Source organism: Geodermatophilus sp. URMC 61 (genome assembly GCF_052931555.1).
Genome location: NZ_JBRFHZ010000002.1, coordinates 5,048,889 through 5,071,263 on the forward strand (window position 1 = coordinate 5,048,889; position 22,375 = coordinate 5,071,263).

The 22,375-nt window shown below is 73.9% G+C and carries 30 protein-coding genes and 1 tRNA gene; 16 read left to right on the top strand and 15 right to left on the bottom strand.

Annotation, left to right across the window (positions count from 1 at the left end; translation table 11 throughout):
* Positions 1 to 20: 20 nt before the first annotated feature.
* A complete protein-coding gene (locus ACU610_RS23635) occupies positions 21 to 1,310 on the bottom strand; it encodes a PEP/pyruvate-binding domain-containing protein (protein WP_446770128.1) in 1,290 nt (429 codons plus the stop codon).
* 662 nt (positions 1,311 to 1,972) lie between these two features.
* Between ACU610_RS23635 and ACU610_RS23640 the strand changes: the two genes are divergently transcribed.
* On the top strand, positions 1,973 to 2,653 hold the full coding sequence (locus ACU610_RS23640; protein ID WP_446770129.1) for a hypothetical protein: 681 nt from the start codon (positions 1,973 to 1,975) through the stop codon (positions 2,651 to 2,653).
* 96 nt (positions 2,654 to 2,749) lie between these two features.
* Here the strand turns inward: ACU610_RS23640 and ACU610_RS23645 are convergent, their stop codons facing one another.
* Both ACU610_RS23645 and ACU610_RS23650 read right to left on the bottom strand, forming a co-directional pair.
* A complete protein-coding gene (locus ACU610_RS23645) occupies positions 2,750 to 3,034 on the bottom strand; it encodes a hypothetical protein (RefSeq protein WP_446770130.1) in 285 nt (94 codons plus the stop codon).
* Positions 3,031 to 3,162, bottom strand: a complete 132-nt coding sequence (locus tag ACU610_RS23650; protein ID WP_446770131.1) for a hypothetical protein — start codon at positions 3,160 to 3,162, stop codon at positions 3,031 to 3,033. The genes ACU610_RS23645 and ACU610_RS23650 overlap by 4 nt, the downstream gene beginning before the upstream one ends.
* Before the next feature lie 152 nt (positions 3,163 to 3,314).
* On the opposite strand from ACU610_RS23650, the gene ACU610_RS23655 reads away from it, so the two are divergent.
* Complete coding sequence (locus tag ACU610_RS23655) at positions 3,315 to 3,635, top strand: hypothetical protein (RefSeq protein ID WP_446770132.1); 321 nt, start codon at positions 3,315 to 3,317, stop codon at positions 3,633 to 3,635.
* Positions 3,636 to 3,721: 86 nt separating this feature from the next.
* Here the strand turns inward: ACU610_RS23655 and ACU610_RS23660 are convergent, their stop codons facing one another.
* Positions 3,722 to 4,249 (bottom strand): nitroreductase/quinone reductase family protein, encoded by a 528-nt coding sequence (locus ACU610_RS23660; protein WP_446770133.1) that lies wholly within the window; start codon positions 4,247 to 4,249, stop codon positions 3,722 to 3,724.
* Positions 4,250 to 4,743: 494 nt separating this feature from the next.
* On the opposite strand from ACU610_RS23660, the gene ACU610_RS23665 reads away from it, so the two are divergent.
* From ACU610_RS23665 to ACU610_RS23680, 4 genes are all read left to right on the top strand, one after another.
* Positions 4,744 to 4,896 carry a hypothetical protein gene (locus tag ACU610_RS23665; RefSeq protein ID WP_446770134.1) on the top strand — a complete coding sequence of 51 codons (153 nt, stop codon included), beginning with the start codon at positions 4,744 to 4,746 and terminating at the stop codon, positions 4,894 to 4,896.
* Positions 4,897 to 5,678: 782 nt separating this feature from the next.
* Positions 5,679 to 5,969 carry a hypothetical protein gene (locus ACU610_RS23670; protein WP_446770135.1) on the top strand — a complete coding sequence of 97 codons (291 nt, stop codon included), beginning with the start codon at positions 5,679 to 5,681 and terminating at the stop codon, positions 5,967 to 5,969.
* A 319-nt stretch (positions 5,970 to 6,288) separates the two neighbouring features.
* Complete coding sequence (locus ACU610_RS23675; RefSeq protein ID WP_446770136.1) at positions 6,289 to 7,263, top strand: transposase family protein; 975 nt, start codon at positions 6,289 to 6,291, stop codon at positions 7,261 to 7,263.
* A 605-nt stretch (positions 7,264 to 7,868) separates the two neighbouring features.
* Complete coding sequence (locus ACU610_RS23680; protein WP_446770137.1) at positions 7,869 to 8,405, top strand: tyrosine-type recombinase/integrase; 537 nt, start codon at positions 7,869 to 7,871, stop codon at positions 8,403 to 8,405.
* A gap of 22 nt (positions 8,406 to 8,427) precedes the next feature.
* Here the strand turns inward: ACU610_RS23680 and ACU610_RS23685 are convergent.
* A tRNA-Arg gene (locus ACU610_RS23685) sits at positions 8,428 to 8,500 on the bottom strand.
* Between the two features lie 96 nt (positions 8,501 to 8,596).
* On the opposite strand from ACU610_RS23685, the gene ACU610_RS23690 reads away from it, so the two are divergent.
* Positions 8,597 to 8,977: a hypothetical protein gene (locus ACU610_RS23690; RefSeq protein WP_446770138.1), complete on the top strand. Its 381-nt coding sequence runs from the start codon at positions 8,597 to 8,599 to the stop codon at positions 8,975 to 8,977.
* Here the strand turns inward: ACU610_RS23690 and ACU610_RS23695 are convergent.
* Genes ACU610_RS23695 through ACU610_RS23710 form a run of 4 tightly spaced genes read right to left on the bottom strand, consistent with a single transcriptional unit; the run spans position 8,866 to position 11,597 of the window.
* The gene (locus tag ACU610_RS23695; RefSeq protein ID WP_446770139.1) at positions 8,866 to 9,762 is read right to left on the bottom strand and encodes an alpha/beta fold hydrolase; all 897 of its coding nucleotides are present in this window, start codon (positions 9,760 to 9,762) and stop codon (positions 8,866 to 8,868) included. The genes ACU610_RS23690 and ACU610_RS23695 overlap by 112 nt on opposite strands.
* Positions 9,763 to 9,808: 46 nt before the next feature.
* Complete coding sequence (locus ACU610_RS23700) at positions 9,809 to 10,198, bottom strand: hypothetical protein (RefSeq protein ID WP_446770140.1); 390 nt, start codon at positions 10,196 to 10,198, stop codon at positions 9,809 to 9,811.
* Positions 10,199 to 10,230: 32 nt separating this feature from the next.
* Complete coding sequence (locus ACU610_RS23705; RefSeq protein ID WP_446770141.1) at positions 10,231 to 11,103, bottom strand: cytosine permease; 873 nt, start codon at positions 11,101 to 11,103, stop codon at positions 10,231 to 10,233.
* A complete protein-coding gene (locus tag ACU610_RS23710; protein WP_446770142.1) occupies positions 11,100 to 11,597 on the bottom strand; it encodes a nucleoside deaminase in 498 nt (165 codons plus the stop codon). Before ACU610_RS23710 ends, ACU610_RS23705 begins: the two co-directional genes overlap by 4 nt.
* Before the next feature lie 161 nt (positions 11,598 to 11,758).
* On the opposite strand from ACU610_RS23710, the gene ACU610_RS23715 reads away from it, so the two are divergent.
* The 3 genes from ACU610_RS23715 to ACU610_RS23725 all read left to right on the top strand — a co-directional run bounded on the left by ACU610_RS23715 (position 11,759) and on the right by ACU610_RS23725 (position 14,404).
* Positions 11,759 to 12,205: an SRPBCC family protein gene (locus tag ACU610_RS23715; RefSeq protein WP_446770143.1), complete on the top strand. Its 447-nt coding sequence runs from the start codon at positions 11,759 to 11,761 to the stop codon at positions 12,203 to 12,205.
* Positions 12,206 to 12,245: 40 nt separating this feature from the next.
* The gene (locus ACU610_RS23720) at positions 12,246 to 13,112 is read left to right on the top strand and encodes an NAD-dependent protein deacetylase (RefSeq protein WP_446770144.1); all 867 of its coding nucleotides are present in this window, start codon (positions 12,246 to 12,248) and stop codon (positions 13,110 to 13,112) included.
* Positions 13,113 to 13,441: 329 nt separating this feature from the next.
* The gene (locus ACU610_RS23725; RefSeq protein WP_446770145.1) at positions 13,442 to 14,404 is read left to right on the top strand and encodes an MSMEG_6728 family protein; all 963 of its coding nucleotides are present in this window, start codon (positions 13,442 to 13,444) and stop codon (positions 14,402 to 14,404) included.
* Here ACU610_RS23725 and ACU610_RS23730 read toward each other — a convergent pair.
* From ACU610_RS23730 to ACU610_RS23740, 3 genes are all read right to left on the bottom strand, one after another.
* Entirely contained in the window at positions 14,374 to 15,210 is an 837-nt protein-coding gene (locus ACU610_RS23730; protein ID WP_446770146.1) for a phosphotransferase family protein, read from the bottom strand. The two genes, ACU610_RS23725 and ACU610_RS23730, sit on opposite strands and share 31 nt — an antisense overlap.
* Before the next feature lie 173 nt (positions 15,211 to 15,383).
* On the bottom strand, positions 15,384 to 15,803 hold the full coding sequence (locus ACU610_RS23735; protein ID WP_446770147.1) for a PaaI family thioesterase: 420 nt from the start codon (positions 15,801 to 15,803) through the stop codon (positions 15,384 to 15,386).
* Positions 15,800 to 16,162 (bottom strand): VOC family protein, encoded by a 363-nt coding sequence (locus ACU610_RS23740; protein ID WP_446770148.1) that lies wholly within the window; start codon positions 16,160 to 16,162, stop codon positions 15,800 to 15,802. Before ACU610_RS23740 ends, ACU610_RS23735 begins: the two co-directional genes overlap by 4 nt.
* Before the next feature lie 90 nt (positions 16,163 to 16,252).
* Between ACU610_RS23740 and ACU610_RS23745 the strand changes: the two genes are divergently transcribed.
* Positions 16,253 to 16,948, top strand: a complete 696-nt coding sequence (locus ACU610_RS23745) for a YbaK/EbsC family protein (protein ID WP_446770149.1) — start codon at positions 16,253 to 16,255, stop codon at positions 16,946 to 16,948.
* A 68-nt stretch (positions 16,949 to 17,016) separates the two neighbouring features.
* Here the strand turns inward: ACU610_RS23745 and cpaB are convergent, their stop codons facing one another.
* Both cpaB and ACU610_RS23755 read right to left on the bottom strand, forming a co-directional pair.
* Positions 17,017 to 17,664 carry a Flp pilus assembly protein CpaB gene (gene cpaB / locus ACU610_RS23750; RefSeq protein ID WP_446770150.1) on the bottom strand — a complete coding sequence of 216 codons (648 nt, stop codon included), beginning with the start codon at positions 17,662 to 17,664 and terminating at the stop codon, positions 17,017 to 17,019.
* An 82-nt stretch (positions 17,665 to 17,746) separates the two neighbouring features.
* The gene (locus ACU610_RS23755) at positions 17,747 to 18,067 is read right to left on the bottom strand and encodes an FmdB family zinc ribbon protein (protein ID WP_446770151.1); all 321 of its coding nucleotides are present in this window, start codon (positions 18,065 to 18,067) and stop codon (positions 17,747 to 17,749) included.
* 338 nt (positions 18,068 to 18,405) lie between these two features.
* On the opposite strand from ACU610_RS23755, the gene ACU610_RS23760 reads away from it, so the two are divergent.
* The 5 genes from ACU610_RS23760 to ACU610_RS23780 all read left to right on the top strand — a co-directional run bounded on the left by ACU610_RS23760 (position 18,406) and on the right by ACU610_RS23780 (position 21,469).
* Positions 18,406 to 18,783 carry an ArsR/SmtB family transcription factor gene (locus ACU610_RS23760; protein ID WP_446770749.1) on the top strand — a complete coding sequence of 126 codons (378 nt, stop codon included), beginning with the start codon at positions 18,406 to 18,408 and terminating at the stop codon, positions 18,781 to 18,783.
* Positions 18,780 to 19,544 carry a cation diffusion facilitator family transporter gene (locus tag ACU610_RS23765; RefSeq protein WP_446770152.1) on the top strand — a complete coding sequence of 255 codons (765 nt, stop codon included), beginning with the start codon at positions 18,780 to 18,782 and terminating at the stop codon, positions 19,542 to 19,544. The genes ACU610_RS23760 and ACU610_RS23765 overlap by 4 nt, the downstream gene beginning before the upstream one ends.
* Positions 19,541 to 20,485: a cation diffusion facilitator family transporter gene (locus ACU610_RS23770; protein WP_446770153.1), complete on the top strand. Its 945-nt coding sequence runs from the start codon at positions 19,541 to 19,543 to the stop codon at positions 20,483 to 20,485. Before ACU610_RS23765 ends, ACU610_RS23770 begins: the two co-directional genes overlap by 4 nt.
* A 139-nt stretch (positions 20,486 to 20,624) precedes the next feature.
* Entirely contained in the window at positions 20,625 to 21,017 is a 393-nt protein-coding gene (locus tag ACU610_RS23775; RefSeq protein ID WP_446770154.1) for a hypothetical protein, read from the top strand.
* A complete protein-coding gene (locus ACU610_RS23780; RefSeq protein WP_446770155.1) occupies positions 21,014 to 21,469 on the top strand; it encodes a MerR family transcriptional regulator in 456 nt (151 codons plus the stop codon). Before ACU610_RS23775 ends, ACU610_RS23780 begins: the two co-directional genes overlap by 4 nt.
* 141 nt (positions 21,470 to 21,610) lie before the next feature.
* Here ACU610_RS23780 and ACU610_RS23785 read toward each other — a convergent pair whose 3' ends face one another.
* The gene (locus ACU610_RS23785; RefSeq protein WP_446770156.1) at positions 21,611 to 22,108 is read right to left on the bottom strand and encodes an Hsp20/alpha crystallin family protein; all 498 of its coding nucleotides are present in this window, start codon (positions 22,106 to 22,108) and stop codon (positions 21,611 to 21,613) included.
* Between the last annotated feature and the right edge of the window lie 267 nt (positions 22,109 to 22,375).

Consider the following 22,375-nt stretch of genomic DNA (forward strand, 5'->3'; position numbering starts at 1 on the left):
AGCCGGCCAGTCCAGCTCGGTCAGGGCGGTCGTGCTGAGCTCGTGCACCTCGCGGCGGAACCGGGCGAAGCGCGGATCGCGCTCCCACGCCGCGGGCGCGAAGCGGCGGATCCGGCGGGCCAGGCGTGCGGGCGCGGTGAGCATCGCCCGGGTCGGCCGGGGGAGCGGAGGCACGAACCGGTCCACGACCCCGCCGACCTCGGCAGCACCTCGGACATCTGCACGCGCAGCCCGGGGATCTCGGCCAGCATCCGCTCCACGAGCCGGCCGATGCCCGGGAGGATCCAGGCGCTGACGTCCAGCGGATAGGGCCGGTCGGTGAAGTAGTCAAGCAGCTGCAGCCCGAGCCGGCGGCGCACCCTCCCCAGCCGGAGCGGGGACGGCGGCAGCGCGGTCATCGGGCGGGCCTGCACGAGCCAGACCTGTCCGGCGGCGCGGGCCCACTCGATGTCCTGGGGGCGCCCGAAGTGCGTCGCGACGGCCCGGCCCAGCCTCGCGAGCTCGACCACCGCCTCGTCGGGCAGCGAGTCGACCTGCTCGTCGACGGTGTGCGCGACCCCGCCACCGTCCACGCCGCGGATGACGACCTCACGCCGGCCCAGGGTGCGCTGCCGGAAGGACCCGCGGGCATCCACCACGTAGTGGTCGGGCGTGACCAGCCCGGAGACGACCGCTTCACCCAGTCCGCTGCTGGCGTCGATCACCACCTCGTCGCGCGCGCCGGTCACCGGGTTCGCGGTGAACAGCACGCCGGCGTGCTCGGCGGGCACCATCCGCTGCACGACGACGGCGATCCGCACCGCGGCCTGGTCGACGTCGCGCCGGTCGCGATAGGCGATGGCCCGCTCGGTCCACAGCGACCCCCAGCAGCGGCGCACCGCCTCGAGGAGCGCGGCCTCGCCGACGACGTTGAGGAAGGTGTCCTGCTGCCCGGCGAACGTGGCGCCCGGCAGGTCCTCGGCGGTAGCGCTGGAGCGCACGGCCACCGGGCCGCCCCCGAGCGCCACGTACGCCTCGACGATCTCCGCCCGCAGCCGGTCCGGGATGGTGGCGGCCTCGAATGCTGCACGGATGCCTGCGGCGTCGCCCGCGCGCAGGCCCGCCTGGATCGCCGCGGCCAGCCCGGCGCTCTCCGCGAGACGGGTGTAGGCGGTGGTGGAGATGACCACCGCGGCAGGCACGGGGAAGCCGGCGCGCACCAACTCGCCGAGGTTGGCGCCCTTCCCACCGGCCAGAGCCAGATCCTCGCGGCTCAGCGCCGCGATCGGTACGACGAGCGACTGATCGCGGTGGTACAGCGTGCCGGCCATGACGCGCTCCTGACAGTCGAGGCTGCGCACCGCAGTGCTCAGCGCCACCTTGTCGGGGATCCGGTGCCACCGGAGCCGCCGGGCCCCGCTTCACTCTGGCGTCGGGGGAGAGGTCGAGCCGGCCAGGTGGTCGGCCCACTTGCCTGACCGCTACCAGGGCCCCGGCCCGTTTCCCCGCGCCGCGGATTCCTGGCTCCGACCAGCACCGTCATGCCCAGCGCAGTGAGCTGCTCGGCGGCCGCGCGGCCGATCCCCGTGTTCACCCCGTTGATCAAGGCCGCCTGCTGGTGTCTGGTGTGCTCGTTCATGACCGAGCTCCTGTCACAGAGAGTCCGTCCCCCCAGGACGAGACAGCCCGGTCGTTCTGTGACATGGGAAGGAGAGTTGACAGCGGGCCGGACCGGCAACCTTCGTCCTGAACCAGCGCCAACCCCTCGGATGTGACTGGGGGTCACCTCGGCATCGAGTGACCTGTGGTGTCCCTCAGTGGGACGGCGGTTTCAAGCGGTCGTCGCAAGGGCGGCTTCAGGGTCGCTTCCAGGGCCTGGCGTCCTCCGACGGAGGATTCCGCACGGACCGCGCCGGATTGGTTCCCCCGACCGCTGCGCGGGCCTAGCGTCGGCCTTCCCACGGGGGCCGACGACGGCGGCGGGAGGCTCGCCATGTTCGCTCAGCTGATCCAGGGCAGGACGTCGGACGCCGAGGCGGTGCGGACGGCGCTGGACACGTGGATGCGGGAGTTGCAGCCCGGCTCGATCGGCTGGCTGGGCAGCACGATCGGAGTCGCCGACGACGGCCGGTTCGTCGCCGTGGCCCGCTTCGAGTCGGCCGAGGCCGCGGCCCGCAACTCGGCGCGGCCCGAGCAGTCCCGGTGGTGGGAGGAGACGCGGCGGCTCTTCGACGGCGAGGTGACCTTCGCCGACAGCGAGGACGTCGAGGTCGAGCTGACCGGAGACCCGGACCGGGCCGGGTTCGTGCAGGTGATGCAGGGTCGGGTGACGGACCGGGCACGGGCCAGGGAGCTCTTCGCCCAGCTGCCCACCGAGGCCATGGCGCGCTTCCGTCCCGAGGTCCTCGGCAGCGTGATGATCAACCACGGGCCGGATCGGTGGGCCCAGGTCATCTACTTCACCTCCGAGGCGGAGGCCCGCGAGGGCGAGCGCAAGGAGGTGCCGCCGGAGCTGCAGGCGGTCATGGAGCAGCTGGTGGCCCTCAGCCCGGAACCGTTCGACTTCATCGATCTGCGGCAGCCCCTTCTGTACTCGCCGCCGGCAGCTGGCGCCGGACTGCCGGGGCCGCGCGAGTCGGCGGAAGGGGCAGAGGAGGTTGAGCGGTCGACGTGAGGCGCGGCTCGATCCGCGCCGACTAGCCGAGGGTCCGCGAGGTCGTCCGCGCCCGCCGCCGGGGCTGAGGCGAGGCGGGCCGCGGCTCCTGACCGCTCACGCCCCTGTCTCGGACCCGCCGCATCGGTGTCCCGTAGTGGGCCGTCCGGGCAGGGACAGTGCCAGCACGCTGCGCAGCGGGGTGTGGGTGAGCAGCAGGTCGTGGAAGACCGGCCACCGGCGGGCCAGGACGTCCTCGGTGGCGAACACGGGGAACCCGGACTCGGCGGCGAACCGACACGGCCCGCTGCTGGCGGTGAACTGCAGCCGCTCCGCGGGGGCGGCGACCTGGCTGCTGGCCGCCAGGGGTGTGCGCAGGCCCGGCTCCCCGTGGATGCTCACCCCGACCCGTCGACGCCGAGCACGACGGCGGCGACGTGCGCCAGGCGCACCGGCAGCAGGTCGGGATCATCGCCGGTGACGCCGGCGTCGGCGTCCAGCGCCTCGGCGAAGCGGGTGGCGATGTCCACGGGCTGGCCCTTCGACGCGGCCCACTGTGGGACACGTGGGCGACTGCTCTCCTTCGCCCGGCCGGCTGTCCCGCTGGGCGGGTATCTCACCCGGTCACTGGTGAGGGGTGACCGTCCTGTGCGGAGATCGGGCCGAGGCCCATGGTGATGCTGTGTCTGCACAGGGCGTGAACCGCGTTTGGCGCCGATTGCTCATTGCGCATGCGGTGCTGGTCGTGGCTCTGACGACCCTTTTCTTCGTGGCGGTGCTCGCGACCCCGCCCGAGGATGGCGCCAACATCGGTGCGGGGCTTATTGCACTGCCGCTCCTGCCGCTCGGACTCCCATGGGCGTGGCCGGCGATGAGCGACCCGTACCAGTTTGACGGCCTCTCACCGTTCCTGTGGTCGCTCGTCACCTTCGGGCCGGCATGGCTCAACGTGCTCCTGCACGTCGCCGTGTTCCTCGTGGGGAGCCGATCTCGACGCCGCTGACAGGACGCTGTCACGCCTTCAGCCACCTGTCTCTGAGCGGCCCCACTCGAGGACGGTCCGCAGCCTACGGTGGCCGCCGACCAGGGTCACGGCTGCAGGTCGATCACCACCAGGGGGCCGGTCACTCGCGGCGTCGACCGCGGCCAGCGTGTCGTGTAGGCCTGCCGGGCCGATCCCCATCGCGGATCGCTGGATTCGACCACCTGCGCCGTGCCGTCGCGCAGTCGACCAGCCAGGCGCACGGTCACCGGCTGCGGTGTGCGGAAGTTGCGCCACCACGTGGCGCGCTGCCAGTGCTGGGGCCTCACCACGAGTTGCTCCCCGACCTGCGCGTACTGCACCGGCAACACGATCTCCCGCCCGCTCCGGCGCCCGATGTAGCGCAGTTCGATCGCCGTGGCGCTCAACAGCCGGTGCGCTCGCGATCGCAACACGGCCAGCACGATGGCGTTGCCCTGCGGCAGCTTGAGCCGTCTCCCCGCGCGGCGCCGCCACCGCCGGCGTACGCGGTCGACAGTGGCAATCGCCGCCTGCGCCCGGGGGGTCCTCGATGTGCTGGCCATGCTGTCCTCCTCAGCGATCCGGTCGATCTGGGCCCTGGTCTTCTCCGCCACTCGCGCTCCGCCCGGATGGGAGAGCCCTGGCTGACCAGGCAGCTGCAGCAGCGCCGGGCGCCCACCGGCACCGTGTCGACGACGCGGATCTCGAACTGCTCGCCCGCGATGCGGCATCGGTCGGGCGGCAGGGCGACGAACTCTGCACGCATCCCGGCCGGAACCCGAGGGCCTCGCGGATCCGGGTCCATGACCTGCTGACCCGTCGTGTTCATATGAGAGACCGCGCCTTTCGAGGGGGCGTGCGTCTCACGACCGTGGGCGGGATTGACGCCTGTGCTCTCCGCTGCCCCCAGCACCCCGCCTAACACGAGGAGCGCCGAGCTCCCTGATCTGATACTCGTCGTCGGCGTCGGCAGACTCAGCACCGCGATGGGAGGCCGCCTGCGCCGCGACGCGCACCCGCAGCACCTACCTGGGCGCGCAGTACCAGCGCTTCCCGGCGCTTCGGCAGCCGGGGCGAGACCAAGGCCATCTTCGCCGTCGCGCACACATTGCTGGTAATCGCCGAGCACAAGCCCTACGTCGAGCTCGGAGTCGACTACTTCACCCGCCGCGCCGATTTCGAGGCCCACGCCCGACGCCTCGCCCGCGAGATCGAGAACCTCGGCTTCGACGTCACCATCCAGCCACATGCCGCCGCCTGACCAGACACCCTCACTCACCGCTGCTCAGACGTGAAACTGACGCCTGCCTACGAACAGGGATTCTCGTGTCAGGGACACGTCGGTCCACGTCGCACGGTGGCTCGGCTTCGCGCTACGGCCCGGGTAGGCATCCGGGTCGCTCGGTCGGCAGAGGATCGGACCGGATGAGTGTCGCCGACCCTCAGCTGGGTCCGCTCACCACACCAGGCGGCAGTCCACTGATGCTTCCCTCACGGCGCTTGCCGCAACGACGACAAACCTCCGATGCATCGGGGGCCTTGAAGCCGTTCGTCGACAGGATGCTCCTTGACATAGTCGTGCAGCCCTACCCGGCACTTGAATGCCTTTCCAGCCATACCGCAACGCTATGTCGGGGCTGGCCCAACCGACAGTGCCGTGGGCCATGCACGACCGGCCTCGGAGTGTCCGTGCCAGCCTCCCAGGTTCATAAAACCGAGGGGCTTCCCGATTCCGGGCTGAGAGTAGACGGCCGCGGCTCCGCAGGTGTCCCATAGGCCGCCCTCACGGCATGCCGGCCGGCTGTCCCAGAGAGGCCCACTGAGGGACCGGTCCGGGTGCGCTTGCGTGTGCAGGCACACCGCTCCTAGAGCCGCTCGTGGCCGAACCGTGGGATGGGGATGGCCGTTGGGTAGTCGCCACGCGCGCGAGTCCTCCCGGGACGCAGAGGTTTCCCGTCCGCTCAGCCGATCGGCCGTACCGTCCCGCTCGTCTGAGTTCCGGGCGGGTTCGCCTGGCGCGAGTGCGTCACCGGGGAGGTCCGCGTGAGCATCGTCGTGCGTTTTCCGGTAGTCGGCTTGACGCGTCAGCAGTACGACGAGGTGAGCCTCCGCTTGGAGAAGGCCGGAATGTGGCCTCCGGACGGCATGCAGTTGCACGTGCTGTTCGGGACTGACGGGGACCTAAAGGTAAGCGAAATCTGGGACTCCCCTGAGCAGCTCACAGCATTCGGCGAGAAACTTCTACCGGTGCTCAACGAGGTCGGAGTCCAAGTCGCCGGCGAACCGGAAGTCTTCGAGGTCCACAACCTGGAGCAGCCGCGGACGACGGCGTAGTCGTCATGGTGGCGCGCTGAGCTTCACGCCCTGCATGGCCTTGCGGCGCCGACGGCACTCAGGCCGGCTCGGGGACTCTGCCTGGATCTCCACCGGGGTCGTCGGGCGTAGGCTTCTTGCGGCCACTCATCGCGGAGCGGCTCTTGATGTACCTGGGAGCGCGCCTCCTCAGCGATCCGGAGCCTGCGGAGGACCTCAGCCTGACACGTCCGGCCCGACGGTGTCTCATGGGCCGCCTTCAGACATCCCACGGCGCTAACGACCTGGTGCATGGTTAGCCGGGACGGCTTGCTCGTGAGGGACGGAGCAGGGTCGTGGTGTGTCGAGGAGCCTGGCCCGTGCCGCCGCTGTCGTCGATCGCCGGGTGACCGGACTGTCCCCGCAGGTCTTGGCGGAGTTGGTCGCGGAGCTGGGGCCGCGCTGGCAGACATGCCGGGACGCACGCCTGGCCGGTCGGCCGCGCCGGCGGGCGGTCGGAGCCGGTGCCCGGCACCGGCTGGTGTTCGTGGACCGGCTGCTGGCCACCCTGGTGCACCTGCGCCACGGGGTCACCTATGACGTGCTGGCCTGCTGGTTCGGGGTGTCCCGCTCGACGATCACCCGGGCGATCGGGGAGGTCCGCCCGCTGCTGGCCGAGCGTGGCTGCACCGTCGAGGACGGGATCCGGCTGCACACCCTGGCCGATGTGGTCGCCTACCTGGGCGCCCGCGAGCAGGTCGGCCTGTTGGATGCCACCGAGGTGCGGGTGCGCCGCCCGGCGGCCCACAAGGCCGGCCGGGCTCGGTTCGTCTCGGGCAAGGCCCGCGCCAACACCGTCAAGGCGTTGGTGATCACCGATGCCGGCGGGCGGCTGCTGTCCTGCGGGCATACCCTCCCAGGTTCCATCCACGATCTGACCCAGGTCCGCCAGGCCGGCCTGGTCGAACTGCTGGCCCCTATCCCGGGCGCCACTCTGCTCGCCGACGCCGGCTATCAGGGGTTGAGCGCGCAGACCGCCGGCGCGGTCCGCACGCCGCGGCCGGCTCGGCGGAAGAACCAGCTGCCGGTCCCGCCCGCCCTCGCCGCCGCGCACGAGGCCGAACGCCGGGCCCATTCGGCGCAGCGGATCCGCGTCGAGCACGGCATCAGCCACCTGAAGAACTGGCGAGCCCTGTCCCGGCACCTCGGCCGACGCGACCACCTCGACAACATGCCGCGGGCCGTCGCCGGACTGGTCTCCAGCCAGGAACGAGCCCCACGACCTGACCAGCCCCGCCGTCCACCGAAAGCTCTACCGGCCGGCACCGCCGGGTGATCGAACCCGCCCCGGACAGGTCAACGACAGCCCACTGCTAACCATGCACGAGGTCGTAAGTGGGTTGGCTTCTATCGCGACGCCGCCGGCGAGCAGCACACGAACGGGAACTTCCACCGCCAGCGGGATGCCGACCTCTGGGAGCAGGAGCAGAAGTCGGCGATCAGGAACGACGCCTGGGTCGACCCGGGTCGGTCGAAGATGACGGTGGGGCAGTGGTCTGAGACCTGGATGGCCGGCCGAGTTCACCTCAAGCCCAAGACGTTGTCGTCCTACCGGTCACTGCTGGCCACCCGTGTGCTCCCGACCTGGAACACGGTCCCACTGACCAAGATCAAGCATTCCGACGTCGTCGCCTGGGTGGCCGCGATGCGCGCGGAACTGTCGGCGTCCAGGACCCGGCAGGCCTACCACCTGCTGTCCTCGATGCTGGACGACGCGGTGAAGGACAACCGGCTGGCGCGGAACCCGGCCACCGGTGTCGGCCTGCCCCGCCTGCCGAGGTCCGATCGCCGCTACCTCACCCACCAGCAGCTCGCCGACCTCGCCGACGGCTGCGGCCCGCATCGCCTGTTGGTCCTGGTGGCCGGTTACACCGGTCTGCGTTGGGGAGAGCTGACCGGCCTGCGCGTGCGCCGCGTGCAGCCGCTCAGAGGCCGCATCGACGTGGTCGAGGCGGTCACCGAGATCGACGGAGCGATGGTCTTCGGTACGCCGAAGACACATCAGCGCCGGTCGGTGGTGGTGCCCCGCTTCCTTCGGGAGGACCTCGGCCGCCAACTCACCGGAAAGGCGCCGACCGACCTGGTCTTCGCCTCCCGGGCCGGCACCCCGCTGCGGGTCCAGAACTCCGCCGCGACTGGTTTGACCGGGCGGCCGATGACGCCGGCCTCTCGGGCCTCACTCCGCACGAGCTCCGGCACACCGCCGCATCCCTCGCCATCGCCTCCGGCGCGTCGGTGAAGGGCGTGCAGTCGATGCTGGGCCACGCCTCGGCGCAGATGACGCTGGACCGGTACGGCCACCTGTTCCCCGGCGAGCTGGACGCGGTCGCCGACCGCTTGGACGCCGCTCGTGCTGACCAGGTGCTGACCAAACCCCGATCTGACGCCCCTGTGGCCCGCCTCCGGCGCGCGGACTAGCCGCTGACCAGCACCTTCGCGGTGCCCCCGGCAGGATTCGAACCTGCGACACACGGTTTAGGAAACCGATGCTCTATCCCCTGAGCTACGGGGGCTCATCGGCGCGGGGCCGACCGGGGCGTACCGGACGAGGTTAGCTGGCCGGTGCGCGAAGACCTCCAGCGGCGCCCTGGGCTGACTACCGTCGTCCTGTGGTGGTCGCCCTGGCCGAACTCCTGGTGCTGCTGGCGCTCGTCGGCCTGCTGGTCTACGCCCTGGGCATCTGGTCGACCCGCCCGGCCGTCCCACCGGCCGCCGGCCGGCCGCGGCTGTCCGGACGGGAGCGGGCCCGGGTCGCCGACACGGTCGCCCGTGCCCGCTGGGCGCCGGCGCACGACGAGGTGGACGGCGAGACGCGGGTGCTGCTGCGGCGCTCGTACCCCGGCCCCGACGGGCTGCCGGTCGTGCTCGAGGACCGCGTCTACACGACCTTCTCGGCGGCCGACCCGGCGTGGGAGGCGCGCTTCACCGAGGCGATGTCCGCCGCCCGGTTCCGCTGCTCGTACCTCAACGCGGAGGAGTCGGCGGGCTGACCGGCGCGCGCGGCGGCCTCCTCGACCAGTCGCACGATGGTCCGCGGCCGGTCCGACTGGGGCGCGTGCCCGGCCCACAGCAGCGGAACGAAGCGGGACCCGGGGACCAGCGGCAGGTAACGCACCGTCTGCCCCGAGGCGACCCAGTCGGCCACGCCCTGGACGAGGGTGACCGGGCAGTCGATGCGGTCCAGACCCCGGGGGACGTCGAGCAGCAGCCCCCACAGCAGGGTGCGCCAGTAGTCGCGGGAGTCGGCGAAGCCCTCGCGCGCTCCGACGGCCTCGTCGGGGGAGGTGCTCCACGGGCGCGCCTTGAGCGGGGCCAGCAGCGCCGCCCGGCCGAGCGCGGAGCGGGACACCGGCTCGACCAGCGGTGCCAGCGTGCGCAGACCCACCCGCGCCAGCGCCATCCCGTTGCCCTGGAAGACCCGCTCCGGCAGCACGTTGAGCCCGGACGGCGCGATCGCCACGACGGACCGGGCCCGGCCGCGGACGGCGAGCTCCAGCGCGACCCGGGCGCCCAGCGAGTTGCCGAGGACGTGCACCTGGCCGACGCCCCGGTCGTCGAGGGTCCGCTCGACCGCGTCGGTGATCGCCGCGACCGTGGGTCGCTCCACGAGGAATGGTGAGCGGCCGACCCCGGGGAGGTCGACGTCCAGGACGTCGAAGTGCTCGGCCAGCGACCCGACGACGGCGGCGAAGTCGCGGCGGGAGCTGCCCATGCCGTGCAGCAGCAGGAGGGGCTCGCCGGCGCCGGTGCGGGTGAGGGAGAGCGGTGCGGTCACCCTTCCGTGGTACCCGGGGTGGACTCCGGGCCGAGGGTGAGACTCCTCACGCCCCGCTGACCGGGGCGGTGTCGCGGAGGCCGACCCGGGACAGACCCGTGGACAGGGCGATGGCCACCACGATGCCGATGACCGGCGGGATGCCGATGCCGAGCTCGCCGCTGAGCCAGGCGAGGGAGGCGGCCACCGCGTAGGCGAGCAGGTTCGGCCACCGCACCGCGGGCGGGGTGGTCCCGGTGGGGATGCCGCGCCGCCGGCGGGTAAGGAAGTCGCCGATGATGACGCCGCCCAGCGGCGGGATGAACGTGCCGAGCAGCCCGAGGTACTCGACCAGGTGGTTCTGCACGCCGGTGAGCGCGAGCACGGTGCCGATCACCGCGCCGCCGATCACGAACGGGCCCTTGCTGGGACGGTCGAACAGCTCGGCGCCGGCCACCCCGAAGGCGTAGGCGGTGTCGGCGTTGCTCTTCAGAGGTTGCCGAACAGCAGCACCAGACCCCAGCCGACCAGCCCGAGCTGGTACAGGACGAGGACGAAGTCGCCCTCGCCGAAGGTCAGCGCCCCGATCGCGCCGAAGAAGACCATGAGCCCGTTGCCGACGAGGAAGCCGATGACGCAGGCCCACACCGCGTGCGAGCCGCGCTGGGCGAACCGGGTCCAGTTGGGCGCCTGGGTGCCGGCGGACACGAACGTGCCCACGACGGTGGTGACCGCGACGGCGACGGCCATCGACGCCGTCGGCCGGATGCTCGTCAGCCCGTCGAGACCGCCGACCTCCTGCAGCGACCGGCCGACCACCCAGAACGCCAGGACGAGGATCAGCGGGGTGGAGACCAGCGACACCCAGTACATGCCGCGGTAGCCCCAGTAGGCCGTGGCGCACATCAGCGCGCTGGTGACCACCATGACCGCGGCCCGGGCACCGTACGAGCGCCAGTCCAGCGCCTCGGCGGTCAGGTCGCCGATGGTGCCGACGACGACGCCGTACCAGCCGATCTGCGTGCCGCCCAGCAGGATCGAGGCGAGCTTGGCGCCCCGGGTCCCCAACGTGTAGCGGGCCATGACCACGGTGGTGAGGCCGGTCCGCGCGCCGACCCACCCCATCACGGCCACGTAGGCGCCGAGGATCAGCGAGCCGGCGAGGATGACCAGCACGAGGTCGTCGAAGGCGAACGCCGGTCCCAGCGTGGCGCCGGCCAGCATCGTGGGGGTGAACACGGTGAAGCCGAGCAGCACGACGGCGATCGAGAGGAACGACTTGCGGGCGTGCGCCGGGACCGGCGTGACCGGGTAGTCCGGGTCGACGACCTCCGCCGTGGTCGGAGGCCCGGACGCGGTCACGACTCCTCCCCGATGTCCTCCAGCCACAGCTCCGGCCGTTCGGCGAGCATCCGCTCCATGAGCGCGAGGCAGTCCGGGTCGTCCAGCACGTCGACCTGCACGCCGCGGGACCGCAGCAGCTCCTCGGAGACCTGGAAGCTGCGGTTCTCCCCGATGACGACGCGCGGGATGTCGTAGAGCAGCGCCGTCCCCGCGCACATCAAGCAGGGGGAGAGGGTCGTGTAGAGGACGCTGCGGCGGTAGACCGACGCCGGCAGCCGGCCGGCCCGCTCGATGCAGTCGGTCTCCCCGTGCCGGATGGCGCTGGCCATCTGGACACGACGGTTGCGGCCCACGGCCAGGACCCGGTCGCCGTCGACCAGCGCCGCACCGATCGGGACGCCGCCCTCCTCCCAGCCGATGCGCGCCTGTTCGACGGCCAGCCCGAGGAAGAACCGGTCGCGCTCCTCCGGGGTCAGGTCGGTCGGGACGGTGGGCAGCGGCGGTGTGGTCACGGCTCCTCCTCGAGGGGACGACGGCGGTTGATTCTGCGGGGCGGCTCGGGGGCGGGCGCTCGCGCCCACCGCGCGCCGGGGTGGGGCCGCGGTCCTCGCAGGCGCGCGGTATGCGGGTGCCCTGGCGACGTCCCCGGTGGGAACGACGGCAGGATGGGGCCATGGGTCAGGTCGTCGCCACCGCGGAACGGGTCGTCCGAGCGCCGGTGGACCGGGTGCGGTCCGCTCTCGCCGACTACGAGGGGACGCGTCCCCGCGTGCTCCCCGAGCAGTTCAGCGGCTACCGGGTCGAGTCCGGCGGCCAGGGCGCGGGCACGCGCGTCGCCTGGCGCTTCGCCGCCACCTCCAAGCGGGTGCGCGACCAGTTGGTCGAGGTGAGCCAGCCCGACCCCGACACCCTGGTCGAGACCGACACCCGCTCCTCGATGGTGACCACCTGGACGGTGCACCCGGCCGACGCCGGGCTGACCACGGTCCGGGTGCGCACCACCTGGAACGGTGCCGGCGGCATCGGCGGCTTCTTCGAGCGCACCTTCGCGCCCAAGGGGCTGCGCCGGGTGTACGAGGAACTGCTGGGCCGGCTCGACCGCGAGGTCGCTCCCTCCTGAGGTCCCGGCACGGGTGGCCGGCGAGGGGGACCATGGCGGCGTGACCGCAGTCCCCACCGCCGTCGACCCGGCCGCCGCAGACCCCGGCACCCTCGAGGACCTCGCCGGACTCGTGGCGGACGGCGAGGTCGTCGTGCTCTCCGGAGCCGGCCTGTCCACCGACTCCGGCATCCCCGACTACCGCGGGGCGACCGGGTCGCTGCGCCGGCACACGCCGATGACCTACCAGACGTTCCTGCGCGACCCGCGCGGCCGGCACCGCTACTGGGCGCGCAGCTTCGTCGGCTGGCCGCAGATCCGCGAGGCCCGCCCCAACGCCGGGCACGCCGCGGTCGCCGACCTCCAGCGGGCCGGGCTCGTGGCCGGGGTGATCACGCAGAACGTCGACGGACTGCACCAGGCCGCCGGCGCGCAGGACGTCGTCGAGCTGCACGGCGGCCTGGACCGCACCGTCTGCCTGGCCTGCGGGGACGTCGCCGACCGGGCGGAGCTGCACGAGCGACTGCACACGGCCAACCCGCACTTCGGGCCGCACGTCGACGAGGTCAACCCCGACGGCGACGCCGAGCTGCCCGACGAGCTGCTCGACGGCTTCGTCATGGTCGACTGCCTGGCCTGCGGACGTGGTCCGCTCAAGCCCGACGTCGTCTTCTTCGGCGAGACGGTGCCGCGCGACCGGGTGGACACCTGCTTCGCGATGGTCGAGCGGGCCGGCTCCCTGCTGGTGCTGGGTTCCTCGCTGACGGTCATGAGCGGTTACCGGTTCGTGCTGCGCGCCGAGAAGCTCGGCATCCCCGTCGGGCTGGTCAACCTCGGCCCCACCCGGGGTGACGCGAAGGTCGACGTCCGGGTGGACGCCCCGCTCGGCGCGGTGCTGCCCGACCTGGTCCGCCGCGTGGCCGCCTGACGCGGGAGGTCGGCCGCACCGAGCACGGCCGCTGGCTGGTCGTCGACGACCGGCGCTGGCGTGCGTCCCCCTCGTGGGGGCCCGCCGCGAGCTCGCGAGTGGCGGGGCAGGGGCTCCCTACGGACGCGCGCCGGGACCGCTGGGGATCCGCCCTCCCGGCCCTGGAAGAAGGACCTCCCTGCCCCCGCCACGGCCCCGTCGAGGACACCGCCCTGAGCCCGATCGGCCCCGGCCTGAGCTCGCGAAGGCCGGGGAGGACGGGGCACTCCCACCTGCAGGGAGGCCGCACGGCGGTTGACGCCCCGCCGGGACGGGCAGGAAGGCCGTCGATGCAGACCTTCCTGCCCGTCGCCGACTTCGAGGAGAGCGCCCGGCTCCTGGACTCGCCCCGCCTGGGCAAGCAGCGGGTGGAGACGCTCCAGGTGCTGCGGGCCCTCGAGCTGCCCGACTACGGCTGGACGTCGCACCCGGTGGTCCGGATGTGGCGCGGGAGGACGCCGGCCCTGGTGGCGTACGGGTTGGCCATGGTCCGGGTGTGGCGGGAACGCGGGTTCGCCGACACCACCCACACGCTGATCGCCGAGTTCGCTCCCGAGGTGGTCGGCGTCCCGCAGGAGGAGCTGGCCCGCGCCGGGATGCTGCCCTCCTGGGTGGGCGACGAGGCCCTGCACCTGTCGCACCGGTCGAACCTGCTGGCCAAGGAGCCGGACTTCTACCGGCCCCTGTTCGGCCCGCTCTTCGGCGCCGAGCCCGAGGACCTGCCCTACGTGTGGCCCGAGCCCGACGACCTCCCCCCGGCACCGGAGCCCGAGGGCACGCGGGTGTGGGTGGTGCGCCCCCGCGCGCACAACGAGCTCGGCGCCTGCCTGGCCGCGGGCGTGGTGGGGCTGGGCACCCAGTCGGGCATCGACGTCGACGCCACCGGGCTGTCCCCGGACGAGCTGCGCGCGCTGTCCAAGGAGATCTCCGGACGCCGCCCGGCCAAGGACCTGCGCCAGCTGTCGGCCTTCCTGGACGAGGTCCGTCCCGGCGACCCGATCGCGCTGCCCATCGAGCACGGCGCCGGGCTGCTCGTGGGGGAGGTGCTCGGGGACTACCTGTTCGAGGGCCGCGAGCTGCTGCCGCACCGCCGTCCCGCCCGGTGGGACCGCGTCGTGCCGCGCGCCGCCGCCCGCCCGCCCGCGACGCTGCAGGACCCGCGCGCGCTGTTCTCCGTCCTCATCGACCCCGACGTCCTGTCGCCGGCGCTGGCCGGCACCACCTACCGCGAGCCGGCGCTGCCGCTGGCCTGAGAGAGGACCCCGTCCTCCTCCCCGCTCGCAGGCTCGCGGCGAGCCTCCGGACGGTGCCGGCCGGTCGCGGCGACCAGCGTCCATGCGGCGGCGTGCAGCCGGCGCAGCTCCAGCCACGGCGCCAGCTCGGCGTCGGAGGGGCCGCCGACCGCGTCCAGCGCGGCCCGGCCGTCGAGCCGGGAGGTGCTGCGCAGGCAGGCGAGGTCCCAGGCCCGCGGACCGGCGCAGGTGTCCTCGAGGTCGGTCCATCGCCAGCCGGCGGCGGTGGCCAGCAGGTTGCCCGGGTGGGCGTCGCCGTGCAGCGGCACCACCTCGCTGCCCAGCCTCCGACGCAGCTCCGCCAGCCGGTCCCGCAGACTCTCCAACTGCGCCGGAGCGGCTCCCCACGCCCGACCCAGCGAGCCGAAGCGGGCGAGGTCGTCGAGTGGGGTGTCCAGGGGCGCGCCGTCCACCGGCAGCGCGGCCAGGTGGCCGTGCAGCTCGACCAGCGCGCCGGCCGCCTCGGCCGGGGACGGCGAGCAGGGCAGCACCTCGACGTGCCGCCAGAAGGAGAGCTCGAGGCCTGCGTACCGGTGCGGCCCCGGCGGCAGCAGGTCGCTGGGCGGGACGACCGGCGCCCCCGCCGCCGCGAGGGCACCCGCGACGGCCACCTCACGGGCGAACGAGCGCAGCGGCGCGGGCCGTAGCAGCGGCGTCAGGGTCGCCACCCGCGCGACGACCGGCGCCGGCGCCAGGTGGACGACGACGTTGACGCCCTCCTGCAGCACCCGCGGCTCGGTCGGACGGACCCCGTGCTCGGCGGCCACCGCCCGGGCGGCGAACAGTGCTCGCGCCGCCCGGCCCCCCTGCAGACGGACGGACCCCGTCCTCCCCGAGAGGGGCCCCGTCCTCCCCAGCCTTCGCGAGCTCAGGACGGGGCCGATCGGGCTCAGGGCGGTGTCCTGGACGGGGCCGTGGCGGGGGACAGCCGGGTCCGTCATCACGCGCCGGGCCGGCGCACGTTCTGCAGCCGCACCTGGCCGCGCGCGACCAGCTTGCCGTCGTCGGCGCGGGTGAGCAGGACCTGCCAGAGCTGCTGGGTGCGGCCCTGCTGCACCGGCTCGGCGACGACGTGCAACCGCCCCTCGGTCATCGAGCGGATGAAGTCGGTGTTGTTGTTGACCCCGACGGCGAACTGGCCGGACTCGGCCACCGCCACGCTCGCGCCGATGCTGGCCGCGGACTCGATGACGGCGCAGTAGAGCCCGCCGTGGACGACGCCCCAGGGGGTGTGCTGCTCGGGCCCCACCTGGACCGTTCCCGTCACGCGGGTGGCGCCGACCTCGCCGACCTCGAAGGCGGTGGCGGCGACGAACGGGCTGGCCGACGCGAGGTCCACCGCGGGCAGGTCGGCACTCATGCGGCGTCCCACACGAGGCAGAAGGGGTGGCCCACCGGGTCGGCGTAGACGCGGAAGTCGCCCCCGCCGCCGGGCAGCTTGCGTGCGCCGAGCGCGAGCGCCTCGGGCTCGGCCTCCTCGATGTCGGCCACCCGGACGTCGAGGTGGAACTGCTGCGGGCGGTCCGGGTCGGGCCAGTCCGGTGGTCTCAGGTCCGGCGCCTGCTGGAAGGCCAGCCGGTACCCCTGGCCGGTGACGACGACCCACTCGTCGCACGGGGAGCCCTTGCTGACCTCCATCCCCAGCAGGTCGGCGTAGAACGTCGCGAGGGCGTACGCGTCCGGCGCGTCGATGACGACGGAGTGCAACTGGCCGATCATGGGCCCATCCTGCGGGCCGGGGGAGCGGCGGACCAGCGGGGATCCAGCCGCTCGCCGCGACGATCCGGCCACCGGGGCAGGATCGTCCCCGTGGACTCCTCGACCGCCCCCCGGCTCGGCTCGCTGACCTGGACCCCCGCCGCCGAGCGGCCCAAGCTGCTCGCCGCCCCGGTGGCCGCGGCGCTGGGCGCGCTGACCGCCCCCGCCTGGGTCGCCGAGATCGACCCCGACCTGGCCGACACCGCCGCCTTCACCGAGGCCTACGGGGTGCCGCTCGAGGTCTCGGCGAACTGCGTGGTCGTCGCCGCCCGCCGCGCCGGGCAGACGCAGATGGCCGCGTGCCTGGTCCCGGCGACCACCCGCGCCGACGTCAACGGCCTGGTGCGCCGCCACCTCGGCGCCCGCAAGGCCTCCTTCGCGCCCCAGGACGTCGCCGTGGCCGAGAGCGGCATGGCGTACGGGGGCATCACGCCGATCGGGCTGCCGCCGTCCTGGCCGGTGCTGGTGGACCCCGCCGTCGCGGCCGCCGACCTCGTGGTCGTCGGGTCGGGCATCCGCGGCAGCAAGCTCGCCGTGCCGGGTCCCGCGTTGGCCGCGCTGCCGGCCGCGGAGGTCCTCGACGGGCTCGGGCAGCCCCAGGTGGAGCCGCCGCGGCCCGCGCCGGCCGGACCGGCCGAGCGGGCTCCCGACGACCGGGACGTCGGCTGGGGTGAGCGCGCCGAGGAGCTGTCGGCCACCGACCGGCGCTACCTCGAGGACCGCCCGCCGCACTGGGGCAGCGACTAGGCGTCTGCCCGGCAGCGAGGTCGTCCCCTGGGCCGGGGTCCCGGTGCCCTGCTGCTCGCGCACGGGGGTCATCCGCCCAGGCGCGGTGTGGCCGGTCCGGCACCCGACGTCGAGCGTGGCGGGAGGCTGAGGGACAGCGTCGCGGTGGTGGCCGCGGCGGCGAGGCGGGCCGCGGTGTCGGCGTCGACGGCGAGCAGCAGCAGGCCGTCGTCCTCCGGACCGGGGGTGGCCAGGACCGGTGCCCCGGCGGCCACCACCTCGGCGCGGGTGGCGTCCGGCAGCGTGGCCAGGACGTCGACCCGGTCACCGGGCTGCACCAGCGCGCTGACCGCGAGGTCGGCGGGCCGCACCGGCGCGGCGACCTGCCCGGGAGCGAGCCGGTCGGTCAGGCCGGCTCCGGCCAGTGCCGCGTCGGTCAGCGGCTCGCCGGACCGGACCCCGCGGGCGAGCTCCTGGCCCACGACCGCGGCAGGGTCCTCGACCGTGCCGACGGGGCGCAGCTCGGGTGGGTAGTGGGCGACGGCGACGTCCTCGGTGGCCAGGACGGCGCCGGGTGCGAGGTCGGCCGCGGCCACGACGACCGGGATGGTCGCCGGAGCGTGGGCCGGTGCCGGCGCCGGGCGCAGGGCCAGGACGAGAGCGGTGGCGGCGAGCAGCGCGGCGAGGACCTGGCGGGCGGTGTGCAGCGGCCGGCGCGGGCGGCGGAGGCGGACCATGGGTCCACGCTCGCCGCCCGCGGGCGACGGCGGGACGGCGGACGCCGGGTTGTGGAGCCGGCGACCGCCTGTGGACCGCGGGTCAGCTCGCGGCGGCCTTGCTGGAGGAGCTGCTGGAGCTGCTCGACGAGGAGGACCCCGAGGACGACGAGCTGGAGGCGGCCGGGGCGGCGTCCTTCTTCTCGTTGGACGACGAGCTCGACTCGCTGGACGAGGAGCTGGACCGGCTGTCGGTGCGGTAGAAGCCCGAGCCCTTGAAGACCACGCCGATCGAGCCGTAGACCTTGCGCACCGGGCTGCCGCACTCGGGGCACTCGCTCACCGGCGCGTCGGTGAAGCTCTGCACCACCTCGAACTGGTGCTTCCCGTTGGGGTTGCTGCAGGCGTACTGGTACGTGGGCACGGCGGTGGCACTCCTCGTCGGACGGACCGGGTTGGCACTCTCACCCGGCGACTGCCAATGATGCGCGTCCCGACGGCGTCCGTCCACGTGCGACCCGGGTGCGCGGTGCGCGTCGCGGGGGTCCGGTTCGCGGCGTCCGAGGCTGACTCCGCGGTCGCGCGTGGTGGCTCCGCGGTCGTGGAGGTGCCCCTGCAGCGCCAGCCGGGGGCCGGCCCGTGCCCGTCCCGTCGAAGCCGCCGCACCGGAGCGGGAGGAGGGCCACCAGCCCGCGGTGCCCAGGGGCGCGTCGCCTCCAGGCAGACCGTTCCGGAGCACCTCGCTATCATCGAGAGGTGACGATGAAATCGGGGCTGCTCGAGACCGTGGTGGGGCCGTCGGTCGGCGAGGCCGCGGCGCTGTCAGCGGCGGCGTGCATGTTCCGCAGCCTCGGTGACCCGGCGCGGCTGGCCATCCTGCGGCACCTGTCGCTCGGTGAGCACAGGGTCGTCGACCTGACCGCGCACCTGGGCCTGGCCCAGTCCACCGTCTCGGCCCACCTGGCGTGCCTGCGCGACTGCGGCCTGGTGGCCTCGCGGCCGCAGGGCAGGGCGTCGATGTGGTCGCTGACCCATGCCGCCGAGCTGCTCGAGGTGCTGGCCGCCGCCGAGCGGCTGTTGGGGGCCACGGGTGACGCGGTCGCGCTGTGCCCGACCTACGGCGAGGCGGCGGATCGGTGAGCACCACTGCCGCCGTTCGGCAGCTGGCCCCGGCCGATCGTGTCCGGCTCGGCCGGCGCGCTCAGTGGCTGGCCGGTGCGAGCGTCGCCTACAACGTGCTCGAGGCGGTCATCGCCGTCGCCGCGGGCCTGGTCGCCGGCTCCGTGGCGCTCGTCGGGTTCGGGCTGGACTCCGTCGTCGAGGTCTCCAGCGGCCTGATCATCCTGTGGCAGTTCCGCCACCGGATGCCCGAGGCCCGGGAGCAGCGGGCACTGCGGCTGATGGCGCTGGCGTTCTTCGCGCTGGCCGGCTACATCGCCGCCGAGTCGGTGCGGGCGCTGGTCTCCGGCGAGGAGCCCGACGCCTCGCCGGTCGGCATCGGCCTGGCGATCGCCTCGCTGGGCATCATGCCGTTCCTGTCCTGGGCGCAGCGCCGCACCGGCCGGGCGCTCGGCTCGGTGACAGTCGTCGCCGACTCCACCCAGACGCTGCTGTGCACCTACCTGTCGGCGGTGCTGCTGCTGGGGCTCGTGCTCAACGCCACGCTGGGCTGGGGCTGGGCCGATCCGGTCGCCGGGCTGGTCATCGCCGCGGTCGCGGTCCGCGAGGGCGTCGAGGCCTGGCGCGGCGACGGCTGCTGCGCCCCCGCCCGCCCCGGCGGGCACGCCGACGACGCCGCGGACGGGTGCGGTCGCGGTGCCGACTGCGCCGATGCCTGCTGCTCGTCCGGATCCGAGGCGCCGCAGCGCCTGCAGCTGACCCGCCGGGAGGCGGACCGATGAGCTCCGGGCACAGCCACGGCGGCGCCCACGGGCACGGCCACGGGGCCGGTGTGGCCGGTAGCCGTCGCCACCTGGCCGTCGTCCTGGCGCTGACGGTCGCGGCGCTGCTCGTCCAGCTGGTCGGCGCCCTGGTCTCGGGCAGCCTGGCGCTGCTCGCCGACACCGCGCACGCCTTCGTCGACTCCGCCGGCCTGGCCATCGCCCTGCTCGCCGCGACCCTGGCGCTCCGGCCGGCCACCGCCACGCGCACCTGGGGCTACCGGCGGGCCGAGGTCCTCGGTGCCACGGCGCAGGCCGCGGTGCTGCTGGCCGTGGGCGTCTACGTCGTCATCGAAGCCGTCCGGCGGCTGGCCGAGCCGCCGGAGGTCGCCTCCACCGCGGTGCTGGTCTTCGGCGCCGTCGGCCTGGCCGCCAACGTCGCGGGCATCGTGGTGCTCGCCCGCGGCGGCCGCAGCGGCAACGTCAACATGCGCGCGGCGCTGCTGGAGGTGGTCAACGACGCCCTCGGCTCGCTGGCGGTGCTGCTCGCCGCCGCCGTCATCGCCCTCACCGGCTGGCAGCGCGCCGACGCGATCGCCTCGCTGGTCATCGCCGCGCTGATCGTGCCGCGCACGCTCAGGCTGCTGCGCGAGACGGTGTCGGTGCTGCTGGAGAGCACCCCGCCGGGCCTGGACCTCGCCGCCGTCCGCGCGCACCTGCTCGCGCTGCCGCACGTGCTGGAGGTGCACGACCTGCACGCCTCGCAGATCACCAGCGGTCTGCCGGTGCTCAGCGCGCACGTGGTGGTCGAGGACTCCTGCTTCTTCGACGGGCACGCCCCGCAGGTCCTCGACCAGCTGCAGGCCTGCCTCGCCGAGCACTTCCCGGTCAGCATCGAGCACTCCACCTTCCAGTTGGAGATTGCTGCTCACGCCGATCACGAGCTGGCTGCGCACTCCTGACGGCCCCTGTCGGGACCCACGCTGCAGGGGCCGGTGCCGGACGACGCGGCCACGGCCATCAGCTCTCCGGAGCCATCCCCGTCGTGTCGTCCCGGCGGAGCTTGCACCCCGTACTCGAGTACGGGTTCACCATGTGCGCATGGACCTGTCGAGGACCGCTCCCCGCACCGGGCCGGCACCCGCCGACTGGGTGCCGGTCGACGCCTGCACCCTGCCCACCAGCCAGCAGCCGCTGCGGGTGGCCGAGTTCGACGACCTGTTCGCCGCCGCACTGCGCGCCGTGGAGCGGCCGCCCGGAACGGCGACCCGAGCCCGGCTGCTGCTGGCCGGCGACGAGGGCCTGCCCGAGCGGGTGCAGCGGCTGGCCGACGCCGAGACCGCGTGCTGCTCGTTCTTCACCTCCACCGTCACGCCGCTGCACGGCGACGCTGCGGCCTCCGTGGCGTTGGACCTCGAGGTGCCGGCCGCGCACGCCGACGTCCTGACCGCCCTGGTGGCCCGCGCCGAGCAGGCCCGCGGAGCCGCCGCGTGAGCCCCGGGCTGCGCAGCGGCCAGGTCGCCGCGGCCGCCGGGGTGAACGTGGAGACGCTGCGCTACTACGAGCGGCGCGGGCTGCTGGCCGACCCCGACCGCAGCCCCGGCGGCCACCGGCTCTACCCCGAGGAGACGGTCACCGTGCTGCGCGTGATCAAGGCCGCCCAGCGGCTCGGGTTCACCCTCGACGAGGTCGCCGACCTGCTGGAGGTCGGCCGGCACCGCCACCGGCGCCGCCGTGCCGACGCCGGGCTGCAGGCCCGCGCGCAGGCCAAGCTCGCCGAGGTCGAGGAGCGCATCGCCGACCTGGTCACCATCCGGGACGACCTGCGCGCCGCGCTCGACGCCGGCTGCGTGGACCTGCTCGAGTGCGCCGGCGCCGAGTGCTGCCCGATCCCCTTCTCCACCATCACCGGCCGCCCGGGCGCCGAGGCGGTGGCGGGGTCGTGAGCGGTACGCCCGTGCGCGGCACCGGCCGGCCGACGCCGCGTCGAGGCCGGGTGCACGGTGGACTGGCCGGCGCCGTTCCCCGGCGGCCCGGAGCCGGGGCGGTCCGGCCGTCCTGGTCCCCTCACCGCCCCGGCCCCACGCTCAGCTGTTCTGCTCCTCACCCCTGTTCGTGGTCTGCTCGGACTGCGGCCCGTCCTCGCCGCTGACGGAGAGCTGCTGCTGCCGGCCGCCGTGCTGGACCTCGATCCGCCGCGGCTGGGCCTGCTCCGACAGCGGGATCGTCAGCAGGAGCACGCCGTCGCCGTACGTGGCGGAGACCCGGGCCGTGTCGAGGGCGTCCCCGACCTGCAGCTGCCGGGTGAACCGTCCCTGCGGCCGCTCGGCCAGGAGCACGTTGGCGCCCTGCTCGTACTCGGCGCGGCGCTCGGCGCGGATGGTCAGCATGTTGCGCTCGGTGGTGATCTCCACGCTGTCGGGGTGGACCCCCGGCAGGTCCAGTGCCACGTGGTAGCCGTCCTCGGCCTGCCACACGTCCATCGGCATGCCCATCGGCGTCCGCGTGCCGGACATCATCTGGCTGGTCAGCCGGTCCAGGCTCCGGAACGGGTCTCCGAACGGGTCGAAACGCATGACGCTCATCGCGACCTCCTGCGCGGTCATCGGTCCTTCGATCGGTCGTCCACCTGTGTGAGCAGCTGCCGGCCGCGACCGGCCGGGTCCTTCGCACCTCCTCCCCGCTGCGTGCGCGAGAGTGGCCGGTGCCCCGGGCGACTGCACCAGGGGAGCGGGACGACAGGGTCGGTCCCGCGCAGCCACCGGCCCGGTCGCAGCCGGCCGCGCCCGGTCCGCGACGGCGCGGTTCCGTCGACCGGCAGCGCGACGACACCGGGGGAGAACCGCGACGGG

Excerpts from the sequence above, each read along its gene's own strand:
- ACU610_RS23725 (WP_446770145.1), top strand. The coding sequence starts at position 13,442 with ATGCAGACCTTCCTGCCCGTCGCCGACTTCGAGGAGAGCGCCCGGCTC.
- cpaB (WP_446770150.1), bottom strand. The coding sequence starts at position 17,664 with ATGGTCCGCCTCCGCCGCCCGCGCCGGCCGCTGCACACCGCCCGCCAG.
- ACU610_RS23740 (WP_446770148.1), bottom strand. The coding sequence starts at position 16,162 with ATGATCGGCCAGTTGCACTCCGTCGTCATCGACGCGCCGGACGCGTAC.
- ACU610_RS23760 (WP_446770749.1), top strand. The coding sequence starts at position 18,406 with ATGAAATCGGGGCTGCTCGAGACCGTGGTGGGGCCGTCGGTCGGCGAG.
- ACU610_RS23715 (WP_446770143.1), top strand. The coding sequence starts at position 11,759 with ATGGGTCAGGTCGTCGCCACCGCGGAACGGGTCGTCCGAGCGCCGGTG.
- ACU610_RS23785 (WP_446770156.1), bottom strand. The coding sequence starts at position 22,108 with ATGAGCGTCATGCGTTTCGACCCGTTCGGAGACCCGTTCCGGAGCCTG.
- ACU610_RS23735 (WP_446770147.1), bottom strand. The coding sequence starts at position 15,803 with ATGAGTGCCGACCTGCCCGCGGTGGACCTCGCGTCGGCCAGCCCGTTC.
- ACU610_RS23635 (WP_446770128.1), bottom strand. The coding sequence starts at position 1,310 with ATGGCCGGCACGCTGTACCACCGCGATCAGTCGCTCGTCGTACCGATC.
- ACU610_RS23640 (WP_446770129.1), top strand. The coding sequence starts at position 1,973 with ATGTTCGCTCAGCTGATCCAGGGCAGGACGTCGGACGCCGAGGCGGTG.
- ACU610_RS23770 (WP_446770153.1), top strand. The coding sequence starts at position 19,541 with ATGAGCTCCGGGCACAGCCACGGCGGCGCCCACGGGCACGGCCACGGG.
- ACU610_RS23775 (WP_446770154.1), top strand. The coding sequence starts at position 20,625 with ATGGACCTGTCGAGGACCGCTCCCCGCACCGGGCCGGCACCCGCCGAC.